Consider the following 21,388-nt stretch of genomic DNA (forward strand, 5'->3'; position numbering starts at 1 on the left):
CTTTCTTGATGAAGGATAACGCCAGCCTCCCTTTTGCTTCTTTTCAAAAACATGTCCCCATATGGGGATCGTTTAACCGGTGGTGTGACGCTATCCTTCATAATATCCAATAAAATAGGGAAAATATCATGAAATACCGTTCGCTCTTTTCACTCGTTTTTTCTTCGACTTTATTGACCAGCCCGTTATATGCCCAACAATCTGACAGTATGGTCTTTGGGATTGTGCCTCAACAAGCCGCCAGTAAGCTTGCGAAAATGTGGGTGCCCTTTATGAACGAACTGTCTGCTGAAACCGGGATGAACATTAAATTCGCCACCATGCGCGACATTCCCAGTTTTGAAAGATGCCTTGCAAAAGGGGCTTATGATATCGCTTATATGAACCCTTATCATTACACCACCTTCAGTGCCAAATCAGGCTACCGGGCCTTTGCCCATCAATCAGAAAAGAAATTAAAAGGCCTGATCGTTGTTAAAAAAGGCAGTGCGATTAAATCGTTACAAGATCTAGATAATCAAAGGATGGCTTATCCCTCCCCCGCAGCCTTTGGCGCAAGTGTTTTGCCCCGCGCAGAATTGAAGGCCAAGGGCATTCAGATTGATCCGAAATATGTGAAGTCCCATACCAGCGTTTATCTCAATGTGGCAAAAGGGCTATTTCCGGCAGGAGGTGGGGTGCTACGTACCTTTAATAACGCCGCCCCAGAATTAAAAGATCAGTTGGAAGTGGTCCATTACACCAATGCTTATACCCCTCATGCCTTTGCCGTGAATGGGGCGCTCAAACAAGATCAGGTCGCCAAATTACAAGAGGCCATGCTCAAAATTGCTAAAGAAAAACCTGCGTTGGTTAAAAAGATTGGCATGAAAGGCTTTGATTTGGCCGCAGATGAAGATTGGAATGATGTACGCGCCTTAAACCTGACCCAAGATCAAACGAAGATTGCAGAACAGGGATCGGATAAATGTCGTTTAGATTAAAAACGATTGCAGGCATTGCTTTTATCGAAGTCATTTTGCTGGGCTTCTTGGTCTTCAGCAGCATGGAGTATTTGCAAAGCTCAAACGAAAAGCAATTAATTGAACGTGCAGAGACCTCTGCCAAACTGTTTGCAACCATGACAACGGATGCCATCGTTGCGTTTGATCTGGCCTCGCTTGATGAGCTGTCTTCAAAAGTCATCAGTAATCCGGATATTTTATATATCCGTGTGCGAAATGTGGAAGGCCAGGTCCTGAGCGAAAAAGGCGAAGACCGTATTTTGTCGCGAGAATTTCGCGAAGATGCCACCATTAAACAGGCGAGTGATGATAAGATTTTTGATGTCAGTCAGGCGGTTACACTGGATGCAGATAAAATTGGTTATGTGGAACTGGGGGTCAGTACCCACCGTCTGGAAGTGGTTTTCGATAAAGCTGCCCAGCATATGTTCACCGTAGCGTCAATCGAGGTGATTTTGGTGGGGGTGTTTGGTTTTATCCTTGGTGGTATTCTCACAAAACAATTGACCTCTTTGCAGATTGGGGCACGCGCGATTGCGGATGGGGATTTGGGGCATACAATTGTGGTGAGTGGCATGGATGAGCTGGCTGATACGGCCGAATGTTTTAACGAGATGTCCACGGCCTTGTTGAATTACGAACAGGAATTGAAGTTAGAAAGAGACAAAGCAGACCAAAAACGCCGTCTCGCAGAAAGCATTTTAGGGGATGCGGTTGAAAGCTTATCCCAAGGTATCTTGATTGCCGATGGTAACGACAATGTGGTTCATATGAACCAAGCCTATATTGATATCTATGAAATTTCTGATGATAAGCTGCCCGCAGGGGCCACAACACAAGATGTGTGTGACCTTGTAACAGCGACTAAAGACAAGAGCTATGAACATCAATCTGAAGATGATGGCGATGCGTTGCCTATTATGCGCCTGTCCAATGACCGTTATGTCATGCAAAGCTATAAAGCCTTAAGCGCAGGGGGACATGTTTGGTTGGAAACCGACATTACCTCCATCATCAAAGCGGAAAAAAAGACCAGACAGCTTGAACATGAGCTTTTACAAGCCCAAAAAATGGAATCTATCGGCACACTCGCCGGTGGGATCGCCCATGAGATCAATACACCCATTCAATATATTGGCGATAACCTGCGTTTCATTGGGGACTCTGCAACCGATATGTTGGATTTCTTCAATAAATATGACGCACTTAAACGCGACCTGTTTGAAAAAGACATTCAGTTGGAGACCATAAAACAATGCGAAGATGCCTTTGAAGAGGCTGACATTGACTTCCTGTTAGAAGAGTTGCCAAGCGCCATCGATCAATCCCAGCAAGGGGTGAAACATGTGTCCAACATCGTCCTTGCGATGAAAGAATTTGCCCACCCCACATCAAAAGACAAAAATACTGCAGACCTGAACCGGATTATCGAACGCTGCGTGACCGTTTGTAAAAGCGAGTGGGGTCCGGTTGCGGAACTTGACTTGAAACTGGATGAAAACCTGCCATCGGTTATGGGATATGAAAGCGACCTTAATCAGGTCATCTTAAACCTTGTTGTCAATGCAGCCCATGCTTTGGAAGGTAAAACAGATGGCACTGGGCGCATTGAGATTACGACTGAGACAGCATCCGACAATGTTGTCGTAAAAGTCAGCGACAATGGCTGTGGCATCCCCAAAGAGGGGCTGAAACGAATTTTTGAACCCTTCTACACCACGAAAGAAGTGGGCAAAGGCACGGGGCAAGGCTTAGCTATTACCCATGATATCATTGCTCGTAAACATGAAGGTGAGATCAAGGTTGAGTCTGAGGTTGGTGTAGGCACCGTGTTTAAAATTATTCTTTCTTTATGAAAAAATTGGCGTGAGTTTAATTGGTAAAGCTAGGGTAATGATGATTAGAAGATGTGCTGCGTTTTGTCGTAAACGTTTTTCTAGTTGCAAAAGAAACAACGCCCATTTGGTTGAGAATTCCCTAGGTGCGTTATTGATACGCGCTAACTTGGCAGAGGGCACTGTATATAATTCTGTGCATGTTTACATACTAGGAATTCCAAACCACGCAAAAGCTGCAGTAGATAATCGCACTACAAGCCGCTGTTTGCTATGTGCGTCAGTTTATAACATAATTACGCCAGCCTCCATAGGAGGTAATGTCATCAGCCTCTTCCAGCGCAAAACCTTCCAGCACAATATGAATTTTTTCTTCAGCAGAATGTTGCTTACGGGTCTTATGACGAATGTCTTGAACCACCTTCGATGCGGGTGCTTTGGATTTAGTTCTCATCTTCATTCCTTACGTCATTACGATAAGACCAAAATTCTCCTTTGTTCAATCTATATGTTTGGTCTCATTGGTGCTGAAGGGGAACGCATTAGGTGACGACATCTCACAGATCACTGGGACGGAAGATTTGGTCAGGACACCACTCAATATTTCTGTTAATGGGATGGACCGGCTGCTCCCAAACAGCCAACAGGTTATACTTTACGTGATTAATCTGTTTACAAAGGAGCCATCCCATGCCCAGACAATCTAAATCAGAAATCATCGCCCTCTCTTCCATCGGCATTGATATTGGCAAAGACGTTTTTCACATCGTTGGTTTTGATCCAAATGGAAATATTGTCATTCGCCGTAAAATCAAACGCTTATCATTGGAGAAGGAATTTGAACGCTTCCCTCCCTGTATTGTTGGCATGGAAGCCTGCCTAAGCGCACATTTTGTCAGCCGTACTTTGCGAAAACTCGGCTTTGACCCGCGTATCATTCCAGCCAAATACACAAAGCCTTTTGTTAAAGGGCAAAAGAATGACTACAACGATGCAGAGGCCATTGCAGAAGCTGCGTTGCGGCCAAACCTCAAAACGGTCCGTGAGAAAACACAAGATCAACTAGACCTTCAAGCTTTACATCGTGTGCGTTCACGCATGGTGTCGCGTCGAACAGCTACCATTAATCAAATTCGCGCTTTCCTCATTGAACAAGGGATCACTGTCCGCGTTGGTGCTCATGCCTTGCGAAATTCATTATTCGCAATATTGGATAATCGCATGGATGAAATCTCAGAGCGTATGCACGATATCATAATTGGATTGTATGAGGATTGGCTCTGGCTTGATGAACGCATTGAAACCACAACCAAAGAAATTGAAAAAATCAGTCTACAAGAAAATAATTGCCAGCGGTTGATGTCTGTACCTGGAATTGGCCCAATGATCTCTACCGCCATGGTTGCCGCCATTGGCACAGGGGAAGCGTTTGAACGAGGTCGCGATTTTGGCGCATGGCTTGGATTGGTACCAAGGCAATATAGTACTGGTGGAAAACCAATACTGGGGCGCATATCCAAGCAAGGTAATAAATACCTGCGAACCTTATTTGTACAAGCAGCTCACATTATTCTCATGAGGCCGCATAAATGGGAACAATTTAGTTTTGGATCATGGTTGGAGCAAGCCTCACAGCGAATGCACAAGAACAAACTTGCGACTGCGTTAGCGAATAAACTTGCCCGTATCGCTTGGAGCATCTTGCATCATGGCAAGGCATTTGACACAAACCGGATAGAAGTGACTGCGGTTTAATCAGCAGGTCACATCAAAGGAGTTCGCGATTGAAATAACTGCATGGAACGGATCAAGAAACGCACCTGAAGTCTGATGACCCAAATGATTACTGATCAATCTGTCTGCTAATGAGACCAATAGTGTGTGCGTATTCCCATCATGGCCACGGCCCGCGAGCCGATCAAATAGGCCGGATACATATCAGCGACTTCCGATATCCAGCAAAAAAATCACTTGCGAAAAGCAGCCGGTCCATACATTTGGGTCAAACTCAGAAATTGGCGCACTTACTATGCGTGTCGGCTAATCGTTTATAAGCAGAATTCAAAACCTAATAAATTCTACATTTTATTAGGTTATGGCTGTAACCCGCAGGAATGCTTGTTCCCAATGAACCCTTGTGGAAGAAACCCAACGGAAACATAATAAATTGTTAGATATAACAATCTTTTATGAGGTTTGTGATGAAACAGGCAAAAGTAATTTCTCAACAAGAAATGAAACGTTTGTTAGCTGTAGTCGATGCAAGAAAGCATTCTGCCCGTAACCGAGTTGCAATAATGCTTTCATATTATGCGGGTTTGCGTATCGGGGAAATTGCAGTTTTGAAAGTCGGTGATGTATTTGACTGCAATCTCAATGTTAAAGATCAAATCCAACTGAAAGCATCATATACAAAAGGAAACAAAGCCCGCGTTGTGTTTGTCAGTGAAAAGCTCAAACGTGAAATAAACAAATACCGAGTGTCGTTTAACACGACACTTAATCCTAACCAGCGATTTCTATTAACTCAAAAACAAACACAGTTCTCACCTAACACACTCTGTCAGCTATTTTGCAAACTGTATTCTGATGCTGGCATCGATGGCGCATCAAGTCACAGTGGGAGACGTTCATTTATTACCAAACTTGCCCATAATGGTATTAGCCCAAAAGTCATTATGACCCTTGCAGGACATCAGCACTTAACCACGACACAGAGATATATCGACGTAAACGATGAGATGATGCGGGAAGCTGTAGAGATAATCTAAAAAAAAAGCCCCGAAGGGCTTTTAGCTCCTGTTGACAAAGTATTTTACCCATACCCGAATTGATGTGACCTGCACGAAGCCAAGGAAACTGAGCATCGTCTTGTCATACCGAGTTGCAACCCGGCGAGCATTTTTGAGTTTGTTGAAGCAGCGTTCAACCTGATTTCTCAAGCCATATACGAAATCATCAACGGGAGTGATTTCCTTTCGGTTTTTCCGCATTGGGATCATGGCGTATCCACCGCGTTTCTCCATATCGTCCCGAATGGAGTTTGCATCGTAGCCTTTGTCTGCCAATAGAACCTTGGCATCTGGACCACCCCATTCCATCAATGGAGCATACCCTTTGTAATCTGATGTTTGGCCTTCGCTGATTTCCAGAGCTATTGGCAAGCCTTCGGCATTTGTTCGAAGGTGTATTTTGGACGTAAAGCCACCTTTTGAACGGCCGAGACCCTCTTTTTGAGTCCCCCTTTTGCCCCAGCAGCCTGATGATGGGCTCTGATGATTGTGCTATCTATCATTTGCACTGTATCTGGAACGGCTTTGGCATCGTTCAAGGCATCCAGTAGAACATCCCAAACGCCGAGCAATGTCCAGCGGCGGAATTGACGATAAACAGAGGACCATTTACCGAAGTAATTGGCGAGGTCACGCCAAGGTGCTCCTGTCCGGGCAATCCAAAAAATACCATCAAGAGTGAGGCGGTGATTTGAGGGAGGACGGCCAGATTTTGGCCCTTGGGCATGAAGGAATGGCTCGAAGAATAACCATTCATCGTCGCTCATCAAATTCCGCATAGACTTCTCCTCATAAAAAGAAGTCTTGAATCACATTCTAAGCAATTTGTGAACCCACTTTGTCAACAGGACCTAGGAAGTTGTTTGTCTTCACCAATCAAAATATCAGTTTTGTTGTTTTCGATTTCTATGGCTTTATTACGGATACGTAAGCTAAAGCGCACCTTGCCATCGTAATCACGCCAGTACCATTTGCGGATGGGTTTTTGGATTTCTTGTTTTACCCGCTGTCCGTTTTCACCTTCGACATATTCCATACGTGTTTCTGTATATGTCTCACCTTTAACCATGGCATTCGCCGCTGCAAGCTGACGATTTAAGTTCGTGATTAAATTGCGACGAGCATTTTCAAACGGGCTGGATTTAGCGGGCGCTTGTGGTTCCACAAAATTCAGAGATTTAAGTTTTGTCATGTCTAACTCCATTTCAATTCCTTCCTTAAGTGTAACTTCATCGGTTTAAAGGAAAAGGATTTTAATGACTAAGGTATTGAATTTGTGAATGAATTTATTAAGACGCAATTCAAAAGAATTTAAACTTGCGCATTCTTAGAAGCAGAGTTAAAACAGTGACAAGCTGATTGAGTAACGACCTGCAAAAAACCTACAATATTTTTACAGCGTCTGATTTTATTATAAATTTCAATTAGTTATAGCGGGCGTAGTTCAATGGTAGAACGACAGCTTCCCAAGCCTTACATGTAAGGGTGGCAGACCCTTAAAGCAGAACATTTAATCTACATTTAAATCAATATTTTAGGATATTATTCCTGGGATTTTGCTGGATTTTTTTTGTTATTTTTTTTATATTTTGTCACACTTTTGAATCACCAAGGTCTAAAAAGCAGTGGCAACCGTCAGACGACACGGTAAAAAATGGCAGGGAATCGTAAGACGCAAGGGTTGTAAATCCAGCGTTAAATCCTTTGCCAGGAAGTCAGATTTGATGAGGTGGGTTCGTTCAGAAGAGACCACCATAGACGCGCTACAGAATGGTGATGACCAGAGCATATTGGATGAGTTGTCATTGGGTGATTTGATGGTTCGCTATCGTGACACGGTATCACCCAGCAAGAAGTCACATAGACACGAACGCAATCGTATCAATCTTATGCTACGCCACCCAATCACGCAGCTAAAACTATCAGACCTTAGCAGTGGATACTTTGCCAGATACCGTGATGACCGACTACGCACCACAGGACCGCAGAGTGTTCGCCACGAGCTAAACACCTTTAGCATTGTTATACGCACCGCCAAGATTGATTGGTCCATTCCAATCAATCGTGTTTGGTTGGATGATATACGCAAGCCCAAGATACCAGCAGCACGAGACAGACGGTTGATGGGTGATGAGTATGAACGATTGATGGAAGCAGCCCATGGCAGTCAATCAATCCACATGTCCAACATTATTGAGTTTGCTATCCAGACAGGCATGAGGGTTGGTGAGATTGCAAGTTTGGAATGGTCCAACATATCGCTACACCAACGCATAGCACACCTACCAGACACCAAGAATGGAACGAGCCGTGATGTTCCATTGACCACCATGGCAGTTCAAGTTTTGTCGCAGCAACATGGCTATGATCGCGAACAACCATTTCCAATCACCAAGCATGGTATCGGTGCAGCATTTAGGAAGATTTGCAAGCAGGCAGGCATTAAAAATCTACGGTTCCATGACCTACGACACGAAGCAATATCAAGATTGTTTGAGCATGGTTTAGCTATTCCAGAAGTGGCTTTAATCAGTGGTCATAAAGACTTTAGAATGTTGGCGCGATACACCCACCTAAAAGCCCATAACATTGTTCATAAGTTGGGCTAAATACCAGTTCAATGTATAGATAGTGAGACAAGCTTATGAGCGATTTAGATGCACAACAGATAGACCAAGATTATCCAATGCCAATGTTGTTGGACAGTGATGAGTATTATTCGGACCAGATTGGTTTGAGATTGATGGCTATGGGTTTGCTACCAACGCCCAGCCAAGATGATGAATGACAAGATTATTTAACCAACGTGCCAATGCATTTTGTTAAACAATCTTTGTATGGTCCATTTGGACCAATCACTTTGATGACAGAGCTTTATCATAAACAGCAGTGGATAAATCCATAGCCAGTTTTTTTAGATCGTCGCCCAGCCCAGTATCAACGTTTGAGCCGATGAGATTATTTGCAGTTTTATCAATACGTGCCGTCAGAACAATCATAGTTTGCAGCGTCAGGTCTTTTTGACGAGCACGATAAGAACGTGCATAGCTTTCACATTTCAGCAGATATCGTGTTGAGTAATCATTCAGGTTTGAGACAAGACCAGCTTCTTTTAACTTCGCATAAGTATAGTTCAGATAGTTCATAAATATATTTTCCATTTTTTTAATATTAAAAGCTATTTGCGTAGCTTTATTGATAAATAGCTATGTAATAATATTGAACTTTGATGCAGTTATTTGGTATAATACATATATTAAATGTTAATATTATTTATATAACCATTCAGTAGTATTCACCTATTAACTACATAGGAAGAATGACGCAGCATAATCGGACAACAGACGGGCGTTATAAGTGAGAATGGCACGAAGGAATATCGGATAGGTATGGTTGATTAACGCGCTATAGCGTTCCTATTCGGTTGCCACCTAAATAGGCACCCTACCGTGATGCGGTGGTGATAAAATAAACCGAAGGAAGGCAATGTTAAAAACGACAACCTTCAGGGCTTTAATAGTTATGAACGAATGAACCGTTAAAGCTTGCCGATTGACTACGATAATATGTAGTGAAGCTATTGGGATTTAAGGGATGGTATCGCAATCCACCAATCTAATACGCCCAACATTCGTTCCAACTCAAGTTCATTTCAGTTGATAGTGTCTTCTACCCCGTGGGGGGGAAGGCATAACAATCTTAGTTATTTCAATAAGCGGACCGTTGGTCCTTAAAAAAATATTATTAAAAAATGATTATGGGGTCTAAATCAAGTGCGATTAAGCACGAAGATTTTAGAACCCATATGAACGAACGAAGCGTAGCGTAGTTCGGGCAACCAACCTTATTGTTAATCATAAAAATATTTAGAATGATTTCTTAACATAGTTCATTGCCAGCTTATCCAGATGGCTTTGAGATTTAAGTTCTTTGGTTGCAGTTTCCAAATCAGATTCAGATGACGCAGAACCAGTTCCATACATAACACCAAGCAATAAACTTTTTTGATTATCCAGCTTTTGTTGTTTGGATTTCAGCAGATTCATTTTTCGCAATGAACGAAGACTTATCCGCACCTTTTTCTTTTTATCAGTTCGTATTGTTTTTTTTGATGGGTCGTAGTGGATACCAGTTCCACAAGGATGCCCAATGATTTCATATAATCGCATACCAATATTTATTAACAGACGTACCAGTCAGCAATGTTAAAAAATATTGTTATTTGCAATGGTGATACACATTGAACATTTCGCAGATACCAGCAACCAGTTCAGGCGTTCCATTAAATAGCACTAAGCAATATGGGAATCGTGATGAGCTTTTATATTCTTTGCCATGGCGTATGAATGTCAGGCGTTCTTTCAGAATGAAGATGTCAGCTTTTTGGTCAATATATTGATGCCAGTATTGGGTATGAGGTCGCAATGGTATCAGCATTATTTTAACGCCACGATCCAACAATGATTCATTATATGTTTTAGGCACCCAATCTTTCAATCGGCTAAATGGTGGATTGAGATACACATTGCCAGCCCAGCGTTGTTCCAATCCATTATCTTCTTTGATGTAATATTGTTTGGCTTTCACATTGGCAAGTTCAGGGTCAGCACTATTTGAGCACGGGTCTAAATCAGGAATGCCAATCAAGTCATAAACCTTATCTAACAGCCAATGAGGACTATACCATTCGTCGTCAGCAGATGCTTTTTGTTCAACAGGTTTCAGTTTTCGCCGTGGAACGATATTTAGTTTTATATCCATTGCCGTATAAGCATTGAATAGATGGTCACATTGTCCTTTGGATTGTTCCAAGTTTCTTATGGTTGGCAAGGACACATTGATTTTATCAGCCAGTTGAGATTGGGTGATGCCAATATTCAATCGTGATTGCTTTAGCTTTAATCCAACTTCTTCAGCTTTGACAGCTTCACGACCAAGCTTCAATCGCATATCCAGAACTTCAATAATGGGCAGCAGGTTTTTAATGGTGCCCACCCGTCCATTTGATTGAACGATCTTAGCAACAGTTTGTCGTGATAGTCCAACCCGTCCAGCAACAGACAGATAGTTCATTTTCAGATTTTGAAGTTGGGTTTCCATAGTAATATTTCTTAACCAACGTACCGATGGGTTTTGTTAAGTAATCTTTCTATCAACACCCAGAACAATCAACCAGCTATATTTCAATAACCAAGTAATAAAAATGATAACATTTATATCTTTGATTCTATTCACCAGTAATACACCGATTTTGTCAGTATAGTTTGTATATACATTTAATATATGTTAAACTATGCTTAATAAAATGAAGTAAAGAATCTTAAAAGGTAAATGTAAAATGGCTAAACAAGCTAAAGTCTTAAATGACCAAGAAGTAAAAAGAGTTTTAGCTATGATTGCTACACGCAGATATGCAGTTAGAGATCGTGCAATATTTATGTTGAGTTATTTGGCAGGCTTAAGAGCGATTGAGATTGCCAGCCTACGGGTTTCAGACATTGCGGTGGATGGTAAAGTTCAGGACCGAGTTGTATTGATGAAGAACCAGACCAAGGGCAATGAAGCACGAGTCATTTTTGTTTCAGACAAGCTTCGTAAAGAACTTCAATCATATTTGGATACGGTTGATACTATTGTTGAGACGCAACCATTGTTCCGAGGTCAGAAGGGTTCATTCAGTCGCCATAGCGTATGTCTATTGTTGGGTCGCATATATCAGGAAGCAGGTATCAAGGGTGCCAGTAGCCATTCAGGTCGCAGGACATTCGCAACAACATTGGGTGATAAAGGCGTTGGCATTCGTGTAATCCAGCGTTTATTAGGGCACAGCCACGTTTCAACGACAGCCAGATATATTGAATGTTCAGATACACAGTTGGAACAAGCCGTGCAGTTAGTTGGATAGCTTTTCCATATAGGGTTTATATTTCATATCTTCTACAAGGATATGGTCATTCAACCAATGGGTAAGATAAGTGATAAGTTCAGATGGAACATTTTTGTTTCCAGTCACAGTGTCCATTGATAAGTCAGAGACCATTTCAAGATATTCCCAATGAAGTTGGGCGTGGTCTTCTAAACGTTCATAGCCAATCTTTTTCAGCAACGCTTCTTCATAATCCAGATGGTCTTTTGAATATTTGAGCATTTCAGCAAGTGTGTCGTGCAAGGTTTCAGAATGAATATCTAAGTCAGATTCATTGATTAAGTTATTAATCATTGCAACGATTTTTTGATGTTGATTGTCCAGCGTCTTATCACCAACACTAAACTTTTCAATGTCCCATTGAATCGACTTCATTGTTTTCCCCTATCAATATTCCTTTCCGCTTAATAGCAGAAGACATATCTAAAATAAAGTTAGGGGCAATACATAATATATTTAGATAATATTATCATGATTCACAGTTGGAACAAGCCGTGCAGTTAGTTGGATAGTGTTTCCACGAATGGCTTATATTTCATATCTTCAGTCATAATATGATTTTCCCACCAGTTCATTAAAAAATGGACCAAGTCTTTTTTCAAGCCTTCATCAGCACTTTCAAGTGACAGGCTTTGAACCTTATCCAAGAACTTTTGATGAGCAATCTTATGATTATCTAAATCAGCATAGCCTATTTGTTCCAGCAATGATTCTTCATATGCAAGGTGCTCATCAACATATTTCATCAATGCATCAAGAATAAAGCCATAGCCTTTATCGTGTTCAGGATTCACAAGAACTGAACTTTGAACAGATAGTTGATAGATTAGATTCAACAACATCTTATGTTGTTCATCCAACTTATCATTTCCAACGCTATGTTTTTTATAAGCCCAACTTATTTCACGCATTTTTTAGCAGCACCATATTTAACCAATATTGCTTTTTAGTATTTTTTCTACTTTAAGAATAGCTATCCAATCGCATTATGTAAAATCACATAGGTATTGACCGCCATTTATGACACACCTTTCGTCGTCACATTCTTGAATCATTCAGCCCCATTTTAGGTCTATTTTCTTATGATTTTAGAACGTGATTTTATTTTATGATTTTTATTGAAGTCATTGAGACGATGCAGTAAAACCCAGTCAGATAATGAGCGGGTGTCGTATAGTGGTTATTACGACAGCTTCCCAAGCTGTACACGAGGGTTCGATTCCCTTCGCCCGCTCCAAATCTCCCATACCAATCATATCAATGACTTCCGGCGTTTTAGCGTATTCGTAACCGGTGCGTTATGGTGTCCAAATCATCGTCTTGACTGAATTGCCCCTTTAGTAGTTCAACACGGTTATAATCAGCCGCTATCGTTCAATCCGGACCTTTGCCTCCTGCAAAGTATAGAATTTTTCTCCATCTAAACGTTCTTTGCGATTGAGCAAGGTCAGTATTAAATCAACTTGATATCCTCTGCCGTGATTATGGCATTGTTGCTGAACTCGGCTATTTTCGTACTTTGATAGGCTGTTTCAACGCCATCGCCATCAAAATATAAGGCCGTATGATTTTCCTCTGATGTCGAGAGGTAAAAGGACGGCCAGCCCCAATCATATGCGTTGCTTAATTTGGAATCATTCCCCTGAATTTCTAACGCAAAATCACGTAAGGGACCGTCATTAAGGCCAAATGTGTTCTCTAAACCGGAAAGTGCGATATGCAACTGGTCCGTGCCGGAAATGAAATCTTCAATGATATCAAATGTATCCAGACCAGCTTCCAGAACAAAGATATCTTCGCCAGCCCCGCCCGATAGAATGTCTTTACCCAGACCGCCTGAGATTGTGTCATTACCGTCATTGCCGATGATCACATTCGGTTTTTCATCCCCATTTAAAACGTCATCGCTATTGCTGCCATTGATAACGCAATTGTTATCAATAGTGGTCCATTCTGTACCCCGATTTTCTAAATTAATTTGACGGGAATAGGCGGCGTCATCCATTTCCCAGATGGCGGCGTCACCGGCATCATTTAACCAAAGGATGTCGGATGTCCCGTCACCGGTATAGTCACCATCGCCAACAATATGCCAAGATGTATTAATGGTCCCTAGGGAATGTTCTTCAACCTTGTTGCCATATTCCATTTCCCAAATCAGGGTGCGACCATCGTCGTTGCGCCATAACACATCGGATGTGCCATCACCGTTATAATCACCGCTGTTGATCATATTCCAGGAAAGGTCATGGGTACCCAAATTGTGACTAGAAGTCATAACGCCATTCGTTATCCCCCAAACCACAGTTTGACCATTGGAATCACGCCATAAAATGTCGGATGTCCCATCCCCGGTGTAATCCCCGTCGCCTATAATTTTCCAATCGGTGCCGATCATACCGAAATCGTATGTTGCGCTTTTCCCATTGCCACCGTCCATCGCCCAAATAACAGCTTCACCGTTGCGCCCGCGCCAGAAAATGTCTGAGGTGCCATCCCCTGTATAATCGCCACGACCAACAACAGACCACGCGGTATCGACGATACCAAGCTGAATGTTCTGGGAATAAGAGCCACCATCCATACCCCAGACAACGGTATTGCCGTTGTTGTGCCGCCATAGGATATCTGAGGTACCATCGCCTGTATAATCGCCATTTCCAACAATGGACCAGTCTGTAGATACGGCTCCTAAATCAATGGTACCTGTTTGTGTCCCCTGATCCATATTCCAAATAACGATATGCCCCTCGGTGTTGCGCCAGACAATATCGGAAGATGAATCGCTACTGAAGTTCACCGATGCGGGCCTTGGGGTGACCGATATGTTTTTATCACCCATTGCAGACCAATTCTCACCAATACGTTCAAAATTAATTTGTTGAGAGTAGGCGCCATTTTCCATTTCCCAAACGGCAACATCCCCGACCTGATTTAACCACAGAATATCGGATGTGCCATCCCCGGTGTAATCCCCGTCTCCGACGATATTCCAGGATGTGCTGATCGTGCCCATAGAATGTTCGTCTGCTTTTTCACCATTGTTCATTTCCCAAATCAGAGTTTGACCATCTTCGTCCCGCCACAGGATATCAGAAGTACCATCACCGTTATAATCACCACTGCCGATCATATTCCAATCGGTATCATGTGTGCCTAAATTATGACTGGTGAACATCGCCCCATTATTTATTCCCCAAACAACGGTTTGACCGCTTCGATTGCGCCATAAAATATCGGCTGTGCCATCCCCGTTATAGTCGCCATCTCCGATGACTTTCCAGTCAGTTCCAATCATGCCGAAATCATATGTCGCGCTTTTTCCATTGCCGCCATCCATCGCCCAAATAATGGCTTCACCGTTGATCCCGCGCCAGAAAATATCATCGACACCATCCCCGGTATAATCCCCCCGGCCCGCAATAGACCATGTTGTATCTACAGTCCCGAGTTGTATGTTTTTACTGTAGGAACCGCCATCCATACCCCATATGACAGTATTGCCATTTTCAGCGCGCCATAAAATATCGGCTGTCCCATCACCTGTATAATCGCCATTCCCCGCAATTGCCCAATCCATAGAAATGGTGCCCATATCCATTGTACTGGTTTTTATACCAAGGTCGATATTCCAAATGACAATGTGCCCATTACTATCACGCCACATAATGTCGGAGGCAGAATCTTCGCTATAGTTCGTTGTTGGCAATCTTGTTGTAGATTGAGGTGTCTTGTCCCCAATTGCAGACCATCCTGTTCCGATCCGTCCCAATTCAATATCTTGGGCATGTGTGCCGTTATTCATTTCCCAGACCGTGGCATAACCGGATCCATTTAACCATAATAAGTCTGAGGTCCCGTCTCCGGTATAATCTCCTTCACCGACAAGTTTCAGATCAGCATCAATCGTGCCGAGGGAATGTTCGGCAGATTTGTCACCATCATCTAATTCCCAAATCAGAGTTTGTCCGTCGGTTTTTCGCCATAAAATATCGGCTGTGCCATCCCCGTTATAGTCGCCATCTCCGCTCATATACCATGAACTATCCAAGGTGCCTAAAGTATGGCTTGAAGACATAACGCCTTGCGTTACCCCCCAAACAACAACTTGACCACTGCTGTTGCGCCACAGAATATCGGCTGTACCGTCACCGTTATAATCACCATCTCCGATAATATTCCAGTCGGTGCTGATGGTGCCGAAATTATATCGAGAAATATTTGTGGCGCCATTATCGAGTGCCCAGATAACGGTTTCTCCATTACCACCGCGCCAGAAAATATCTGAGGTACCATCCCCTGTGTAATCCCCATGACCCACAATAGACCAATCGGTACTGATCACACCCAGCGAAATGTTTTGTGAGTAGGAGCCGTTATTCATACCCCAAATAACAACTTTTCCCTCTTGAGTACGCCAAAGAATGTCAGAGATACCGTCACCGTTAAAATCACCATCACCCAGCATGGTCCAATCACGCGTAAAAGTACCAATTTCGGCCTGCTTGTCGAGGGCTCCCTCCCTGTTTAGATCCCAAAGAACGGTTCGCCCATTGGTGTGGCGCCAGATTATATCGGAAGTAAAATCTCCATCGAAACTCATGTGAGATTTTTGAAGGTAGTGATATCCGTCTGCAAATTGGAGGCGTTCCATCAAATGAAGTGTATCAATACCATCACTGCCATTTCCAGCATTGTGACTGACTGTAAAGCCAGTATCACCTTTTGTAATCGCGTAGTCCGATTTATTGCCAGAGAAAATGGCCGTATCGTACCCAGCACCACCGATCAAAATATCATCACCGCCACCACCGGTTAAGGTATCATGCCCATCCGCACCGAAGAATTTATCGATACCCGATGTTCCGGCAAAGGTATCTGAGTTATTCGTCCAAACCTCGTCATAAGTAACGCTGTCCAAAACATGTGTGATTGTGTTTGATGTATAATTTTGGTTTGCAGGGTCTGCCACTTGAAGAGTGACCGTACGTGAGGTCACTGAGGTTGAAATAACCTGAAGGCTGTTTAACAGGTCTTCGTAAGTGGCATGATCTGCTTCACCGCTCAGCGTTAATATGCCTGTTTTAGGATTATAAGTTTGTGTAACAGAGACATTATCCGGAATCGATACGAATAAATAATCTTGAGCCCCAGCGTCAGACAAAGTCAGGGTCGCAGATATCAAGGTGGTATTGTCATGATCGCTTAGGCTGATTGTTGGATTTTTGCTCAGAACGGGCGCATCATTTATACCGCTAACGTTCACAGTCATAGTTGCTGTGGTTGTGGCAGAATGCTCATCCGTCACCTGAAATGTGAAGGATACTGTTTCTGAAGCACTTTCGCTCAGAGATTTAAACTCTCCGACGGGATCGAAGCTGTACGTACCATTAGAGTTTAAGGTAAGTTGGCCTTTATCTGGACCCGAAATTAAACGATAGGTAAGGGTTGCACCTTGATCAGGGTCTGTTGCAAGCAGCGTACCGCTTATAACATTGCCTTCTGTTGCTTCAGTTGTCTGATTTTGGACGTTCGGCGCATCATTTTCGCCATTGACAGTAATTGTTGCTGTTTGAGTTGTGGTCGCAATACCATCGCTGACGCTATAGGTGAATTCAATATTTTCGCTTTCACCCTTGCCTAGGGCATCAAAAAGAAGGCCCGGGGTAAACTGATAAGTACCATTGGAGTTAATGACCATATTGCCCTTTGATGGGGCAGATACCAAACTGAAACTAAGGGTGTCATCATCAGGGTCGGATGCACTGAGCGTGCCTGTTAAGGTCGTATTTTCGCCAGTGGATAAACTAACTGTTTCTGCAATAGGGGCTCTATTAGAGGCAATCTTGAATTCGGGAATTGTGTAAAGAGCGTTGTCAAATTTCAACCATTCGATATCAAATAACGTATCCGTCCATGTATCGTTTGAAATTAGAACACTACTGTTTGCGCCATCAGATATATGATAATTGAGGTAATTCCCTGCAAAATATGCGACATCATCTCCAGTTCCACCATAGAGATAATCGTCACCATCACCTCCACTTAATGTGTCATCGCCCACATTGCCGTATAGGTAATCGACACCTTGCCCACCGCTTATCGTATCATTGCCGCGACCACCACTTAGGGTATTGGATTGATCGTTCCCGATCAGAGTATCGTTGCCATCGCCGCCAAATGCATTTTCAATGATTGTTCCTGTTGCGATTTGCACGGACTGCTCGTCAATTGTACTTGTCGTACCCGCATTCAGGTTAATCGTAAGGTTAGAGGTAATGGCGGCCGCGTTCAGGGTATCTGTGCCCCCGTTCGTATCCTGAATAGAGCTACGACCTGCGCTATAGATTTGATTGAATTCTTCGGTATAAACATAAATATCATCAGCGCCTGTATTGCCATAGAAGGTTATATTGGCATCGACAAGAGTGCTGTTATTTATGCTTGTATCTTCAAATGTAAGTGTCCAGTCGCCGTAACTATCTTCACCCCAATGTTGAACAGATGTGAAATCCCATAATAGTTCGGTTTGCGTGGTGTATGCACTTGTGGACAGAATACTTTTTGTCCCATCCGGCGAGGTTAGGGAAATCACCATGTCGCGCAAGAAATAGGCTTGACCAGTAAGATCAAGAGAAATGGCAACATTCTGTATGTCGAGGTGTTGATTGACACTTAGGACAAATGAATTCGTCTGATTTGCCGTAATCTGTCCGGAGGCATGGGTGGACGTAACACTTTCTTCATTGGCGAAGGTGGATTGGAATGTCCATGTTTCTGCCATACGAATAGCGGCATGCGCATCCACCAAGCCAAATCCAACCTCGTGGCTGAAGTGCATTCCGCCGCCATTCCAGTTTCCGGCGCCATTGATGTTCCATTCAGGGTTGGTTTGGTCCACTTGTCGGGCTGAATAAGCCAATATTTGCTGAATGTCACGATAACCCAACAAGGGATTGGCTTCATAAAGCAGAGCAATAACACCGCTGACAATTGGTGCCGAAGCAGAGGTTCCACCAAATTCATTCGTATAATTGGTGTTACTATATCCTTCTGCGCCACTACGATCAGTCGTGTATATTCCTGTAACGTGCCCGTTGCTGGGGGCGCTCACTAAAACCGCAGCGCCGGGGGTACTGTAATAACTGGCCTGCCCATCTTGGGTAATGGCACCAACGGCAATTGTGAAGCGCGAATTTTGTGCAAATTTATAATTTACATCGAAGCTGTATTCTTTTTCATTGCCCGCGGAATAAACGATGGATGTCCCCAACCCATTCCTACCTTGGTCAACAGTATTTTGAAGTGCTGTTTTGATAGAATATCCAGGGTCACTAAAAAAACTAACAAACCCCCAGCTATTATTGACGACATCGAAACTTTTTGATCTGAACAATATGTTTACGAGGTCTGTTGTATAGATCTCGCTAAAATTGAGGCGAAGACCCGCAATCTTACTGTCATAAGCAACGCCAACGCCCCCGATACCATTGTTCTCCGCAGCAATAAGGCCTGCAACGGGAGTGCCATGATAATCTCCGGCTTCCGCCATAGCACTCAGATCGTAGTCAGCATAATCGTAGTCTTTGTAAAGAAGATAGTTATCATTCAGGTCTTCGTGGGTATAATCAATGCCATCATCAACAACGGCGACAGTGGTACCTGCACCTGTATAGTCATCCCAAACTTTTTCAACATTAATATCAATACCAACGAGACCACCAGTTTGCCCTGTATTTTTGAGGTGCCATTGCTTACTGAATTCTCCGCCTGTTGGAAGGTAATTAGGAGAGATGTCTAAAGACGAATTTTCTTCTTGCTGGATTGAGGAGTTTTCAGAAGGTTCAGGTTGCCAGATGCTGGCAGTCTCTGAATCGGAAATAAGATGACTTTCCAAATAAGCTCTATCCGCATTTTCTTTATTATTATTCGCCGTCATTTTTTCCTGTTCCCCCCACCTTTAAGAGAGGTATGGTTATATAATATTTTAAATAAGAAGACACCGGCGCGAATTATACTACCTATAAATGTTTTTTCAATGTGATTTGCGTCACTCTCTCCATATAAAAAACCTATTTTAGAATGGCTTAAAAACTGAAGGTGGCAGGGTTTATACATTGGGATCAGTTGACGGGGTCGACTTTATCCATATGTGGGGATTTTTTTTAAAAGAAGTCACAAAAGTATAAAATACTAAAAAAAGAACCCCGCAAACCTTTAGGGTCTGCGGGGTTCATGGTGCTGATGAGTAGGATTGAACTACCGACCTCTCCCTTACCAACACAGTTGATCTAGCTGTAAGCATTGCATTTCCTTGGCTGTTAGCTTCAAAAAAGGGGGTTAAAGTTGAAAAACAAGGGGTATTCTGCGGACATAATCCGGACATCTCAATAATTCTCCGCTGCGTTTGATTGATAGTCAGGATGGTGCTTTCCATACACTCTAATTAAGGTTTGTTCAGACATGCCTAGGAAACCCGCCAATTCCCACGTGGAGACTTTGCCGGACTGCATCCCCCAGGTCGCCCGAGTATGCCGCATAGTATGAGGAGTTACTCCTTCAAGGCCCGCTTTTTTACATGCATTTGCAAATGACTTCTTGAGGTCTTTCATCCGCTTGCCATCGTTATGTAAGACATAGTCACTGACCACTTTATACCTCGCGGCCCGTCTTAAATGCCCTATCAACTTCGTTGGAATACGTGAAGTTGGCCTCTTTTTCTTTGTTTGTTTGCGCCCGACGGGGTTCCAACGAATGAACCCGCTGTCCAGATCTACCTGACTCCATTGAAGAGAAAGAATTGCTTCTCGCCGTTGCCCCGTGTGTAGGCCGATCAGAATAAACAGGGGAAGGTAGTGCCGGCTTTTTTCAAGGCGTAATGACGCGCGAAGAAGACGAGCAGCTTCTGATTTTGTCAGGTACCTTTCCCGCGGTTCCGGCATTTGAGGCATAAATATCTTTGGGGAATGCGTCAAACGGTTCTCACCAACGGCATGGTTTAAGGCGGCGGCCAACACGCCGAGTTCTCGTCTTACAGTTCCGGCAGCTTTTTTTCGCCATTTCTCATAACTCTGACAAATCACTTTCGTGATCTCAGAAACAACTTTTCCTTCAAAAAAGTCGACAATTGGTAACGCTGCATATCTGATCGCATCTTGCGATTTGGCTGTTGGCATGACTTCATTGAGGTAATCCACAATCACAGCGGTCACGAGAAGCTCAGAAGGATCAGCTACACAGTTTTTTCGCTGTCGTTGGAGGAGCCAGTTTGCGAAGAGCAGCTGCGCTTCATCAGGATCTTTCGTGCCTGTGCTGCGCTCCCTGCTGCGGCCATCTTCAGTCCAAAAGATGTAGAAGGTGCCATTTCGTTTCTTATTTGGGACACACTTGGGCCCTCTGCTTGTTCTTGGCATGGCTCTACAGTCCTTCTCTGTACAAATTCTTCAAAAGCACCGGGAGGAATCATAACTTTATTCAGAACCCGAATATGTCTGATTTCTTTTTTCCGTATCAATGCTTCCACCTGATAACGGGTAAAACCATACATCTCTGCAAATTGGTTAATTGTGAGAAGCCGTTTTTCTTCGTCCTGAACTTTCAAGAGATACTCCTGTTATCTTTTTTGGCATTGAACATGACAAAACGCGCTTGCCTCTTGAAGAGTTACAGCTACAGGCGTATAAATACGTTGGGCTCGAAAAATCCATTGATTTAACGTTATTCCTGATGGGCTTCGAACTTTCATCGCCAAATGTATAAGTTCGTAGCGCGTTCCCACCGAATACTGGCGGTCGAGGACAATCCTCGTCCGCCATTGTTGTTTTCAGCCTA

17 protein-coding genes, 1 tRNA gene and 1 pseudogene are annotated in these 21,388 nt (G+C 43.2%); 8 read left to right on the forward strand and 11 right to left on the reverse strand.

Features of this window, described 5'->3' with window-relative positions; all coding sequences use genetic code 11:
* Positions 1-128: 128 nt before the first annotated feature.
* Both ACI0FF_RS15650 and ACI0FF_RS15655 read left to right on the forward strand, forming a co-directional pair.
* Positions 129-983, forward strand: a complete 855-nt coding sequence (locus tag ACI0FF_RS15650) for a phosphate/phosphite/phosphonate ABC transporter substrate-binding protein (protein WP_419797705.1) — start codon at positions 129-131, stop codon at positions 981-983.
* Positions 968-2,860, forward strand: coding sequence for a HAMP domain-containing sensor histidine kinase (locus ACI0FF_RS15655; protein WP_419797706.1), 1,893 nt, complete (start codon positions 968-970; stop codon positions 2,858-2,860). Before ACI0FF_RS15650 ends, ACI0FF_RS15655 begins: the two co-directional genes overlap by 16 nt.
* 259 nt (positions 2,861-3,119) lie before the next feature.
* Here ACI0FF_RS15655 and ACI0FF_RS15660 read toward each other — a convergent pair whose 3' ends face one another.
* Entirely contained in the window at positions 3,120-3,293 is a 174-nt protein-coding gene (locus tag ACI0FF_RS15660) for a hypothetical protein (protein WP_419797707.1), read from the reverse strand.
* 236 nt (positions 3,294-3,529) lie between these two features.
* On the opposite strand from ACI0FF_RS15660, the gene ACI0FF_RS15665 reads away from it, so the two are divergent.
* Positions 3,530-4,594, forward strand: a complete 1,065-nt coding sequence (locus tag ACI0FF_RS15665; RefSeq protein ID WP_419797708.1) for an IS110 family transposase — start codon at positions 3,530-3,532, stop codon at positions 4,592-4,594.
* Between the two features lie 446 nt (positions 4,595-5,040).
* Positions 5,041-5,610 carry a tyrosine-type recombinase/integrase gene (locus ACI0FF_RS15670; RefSeq protein WP_419797709.1) on the forward strand — a complete coding sequence of 190 codons (570 nt, stop codon included), beginning with the start codon at positions 5,041-5,043 and terminating at the stop codon, positions 5,608-5,610.
* 21 nt (positions 5,611-5,631) lie between these two features.
* Here the strand turns inward: ACI0FF_RS15670 and ACI0FF_RS15675 are convergent.
* Positions 5,632-6,410, reverse strand: a pseudogene (locus ACI0FF_RS15675) (IS5 family transposase).
* A 62-nt stretch (positions 6,411-6,472) separates the two neighbouring features.
* Complete coding sequence (locus ACI0FF_RS15680) at positions 6,473-6,823, reverse strand: hypothetical protein (RefSeq protein WP_419797710.1); 351 nt, start codon at positions 6,821-6,823, stop codon at positions 6,473-6,475.
* 433 nt (positions 6,824-7,256) lie between these two features.
* On the opposite strand from ACI0FF_RS15680, the gene ACI0FF_RS15685 reads away from it, so the two are divergent.
* Together ACI0FF_RS15685 and ACI0FF_RS15690 are read left to right on the forward strand one after the other, a co-directional pair.
* On the forward strand, positions 7,257-8,240 hold the full coding sequence (locus ACI0FF_RS15685) for an integrase (RefSeq protein WP_419797711.1): 984 nt from the start codon (positions 7,257-7,259) through the stop codon (positions 8,238-8,240).
* A gap of 35 nt (positions 8,241-8,275) precedes the next feature.
* Positions 8,276-8,419: a hypothetical protein gene (locus ACI0FF_RS15690; RefSeq protein ID WP_419797712.1), complete on the forward strand. Its 144-nt coding sequence runs from the start codon at positions 8,276-8,278 to the stop codon at positions 8,417-8,419.
* A gap of 67 nt (positions 8,420-8,486) precedes the next feature.
* On the opposite strand, the gene ACI0FF_RS15695 is transcribed toward ACI0FF_RS15690, so the two are convergent.
* The 3 genes from ACI0FF_RS15695 to ACI0FF_RS15705 all read right to left on the reverse strand — a co-directional run bounded on the left by ACI0FF_RS15695 (position 8,487) and on the right by ACI0FF_RS15705 (position 10,731).
* Entirely contained in the window at positions 8,487-8,777 is a 291-nt protein-coding gene (locus ACI0FF_RS15695) for a DUF6626 family protein (RefSeq protein ID WP_419797713.1), read from the reverse strand.
* A gap of 720 nt (positions 8,778-9,497) precedes the next feature.
* Positions 9,498-9,800 carry a hypothetical protein gene (locus ACI0FF_RS15700; protein WP_419797714.1) on the reverse strand — a complete coding sequence of 101 codons (303 nt, stop codon included), beginning with the start codon at positions 9,798-9,800 and terminating at the stop codon, positions 9,498-9,500.
* A 49-nt stretch (positions 9,801-9,849) separates the two neighbouring features.
* A complete protein-coding gene (locus ACI0FF_RS15705; RefSeq protein WP_419797715.1) occupies positions 9,850-10,731 on the reverse strand; it encodes a DNA N-6-adenine-methyltransferase in 882 nt (293 codons plus the stop codon).
* A 238-nt stretch (positions 10,732-10,969) separates the two neighbouring features.
* Here ACI0FF_RS15705 and ACI0FF_RS15710 point away from each other — a divergent pair, with 238 nt between their 5' ends.
* Positions 10,970-11,536 (forward strand): tyrosine-type recombinase/integrase, encoded by a 567-nt coding sequence (locus ACI0FF_RS15710; RefSeq protein ID WP_419797716.1) that lies wholly within the window; start codon positions 10,970-10,972, stop codon positions 11,534-11,536.
* On the opposite strand, the gene ACI0FF_RS15715 is transcribed toward ACI0FF_RS15710, so the two are convergent.
* Together ACI0FF_RS15715 and ACI0FF_RS15720 are read right to left on the reverse strand one after the other, a co-directional pair.
* Complete coding sequence (locus ACI0FF_RS15715; protein WP_419797717.1) at positions 11,525-11,932, reverse strand: bacteriohemerythrin; 408 nt, start codon at positions 11,930-11,932, stop codon at positions 11,525-11,527. The two genes, ACI0FF_RS15710 and ACI0FF_RS15715, sit on opposite strands and share 12 nt — an antisense overlap.
* 125 nt (positions 11,933-12,057) lie before the next feature.
* Positions 12,058-12,468: a bacteriohemerythrin gene (locus tag ACI0FF_RS15720; protein WP_419797718.1), complete on the reverse strand. Its 411-nt coding sequence runs from the start codon at positions 12,466-12,468 to the stop codon at positions 12,058-12,060.
* A gap of 251 nt (positions 12,469-12,719) precedes the next feature.
* On the opposite strand from ACI0FF_RS15720, the gene ACI0FF_RS15725 reads away from it, so the two are divergent.
* A tRNA-Gly gene (locus ACI0FF_RS15725) sits at positions 12,720-12,794 on the forward strand.
* Between the two features lie 216 nt (positions 12,795-13,010).
* Here the strand turns inward: ACI0FF_RS15725 and ACI0FF_RS15730 are convergent.
* From ACI0FF_RS15730 to ACI0FF_RS15740, 3 genes are all read right to left on the reverse strand, one after another.
* Positions 13,011-19,496 carry a S8 family serine peptidase gene (locus ACI0FF_RS15730; protein ID WP_419797719.1) on the reverse strand — a complete coding sequence of 2,162 codons (6,486 nt, stop codon included), beginning with the start codon at positions 19,494-19,496 and terminating at the stop codon, positions 13,011-13,013.
* 448 nt (positions 19,497-19,944) lie between these two features.
* Positions 19,945-20,769, reverse strand: coding sequence for a site-specific integrase (locus ACI0FF_RS15735; RefSeq protein ID WP_419797720.1), 825 nt, complete (start codon positions 20,767-20,769; stop codon positions 19,945-19,947).
* A 20-nt stretch (positions 20,770-20,789) separates the two neighbouring features.
* Complete coding sequence (locus tag ACI0FF_RS15740) at positions 20,790-21,158, reverse strand: helix-turn-helix domain-containing protein (RefSeq protein ID WP_419797721.1); 369 nt, start codon at positions 21,156-21,158, stop codon at positions 20,790-20,792.
* Positions 21,159-21,388 lie beyond the last annotated feature (230 nt).

It is taken from the genome of Terasakiella sp. 4MB5A (assembly GCF_050058155.1).
Taxonomy (GTDB): Bacteria; Pseudomonadota; Alphaproteobacteria; order Rhodospirillales; family Terasakiellaceae; genus Terasakiella; species Terasakiella halodenitrificans.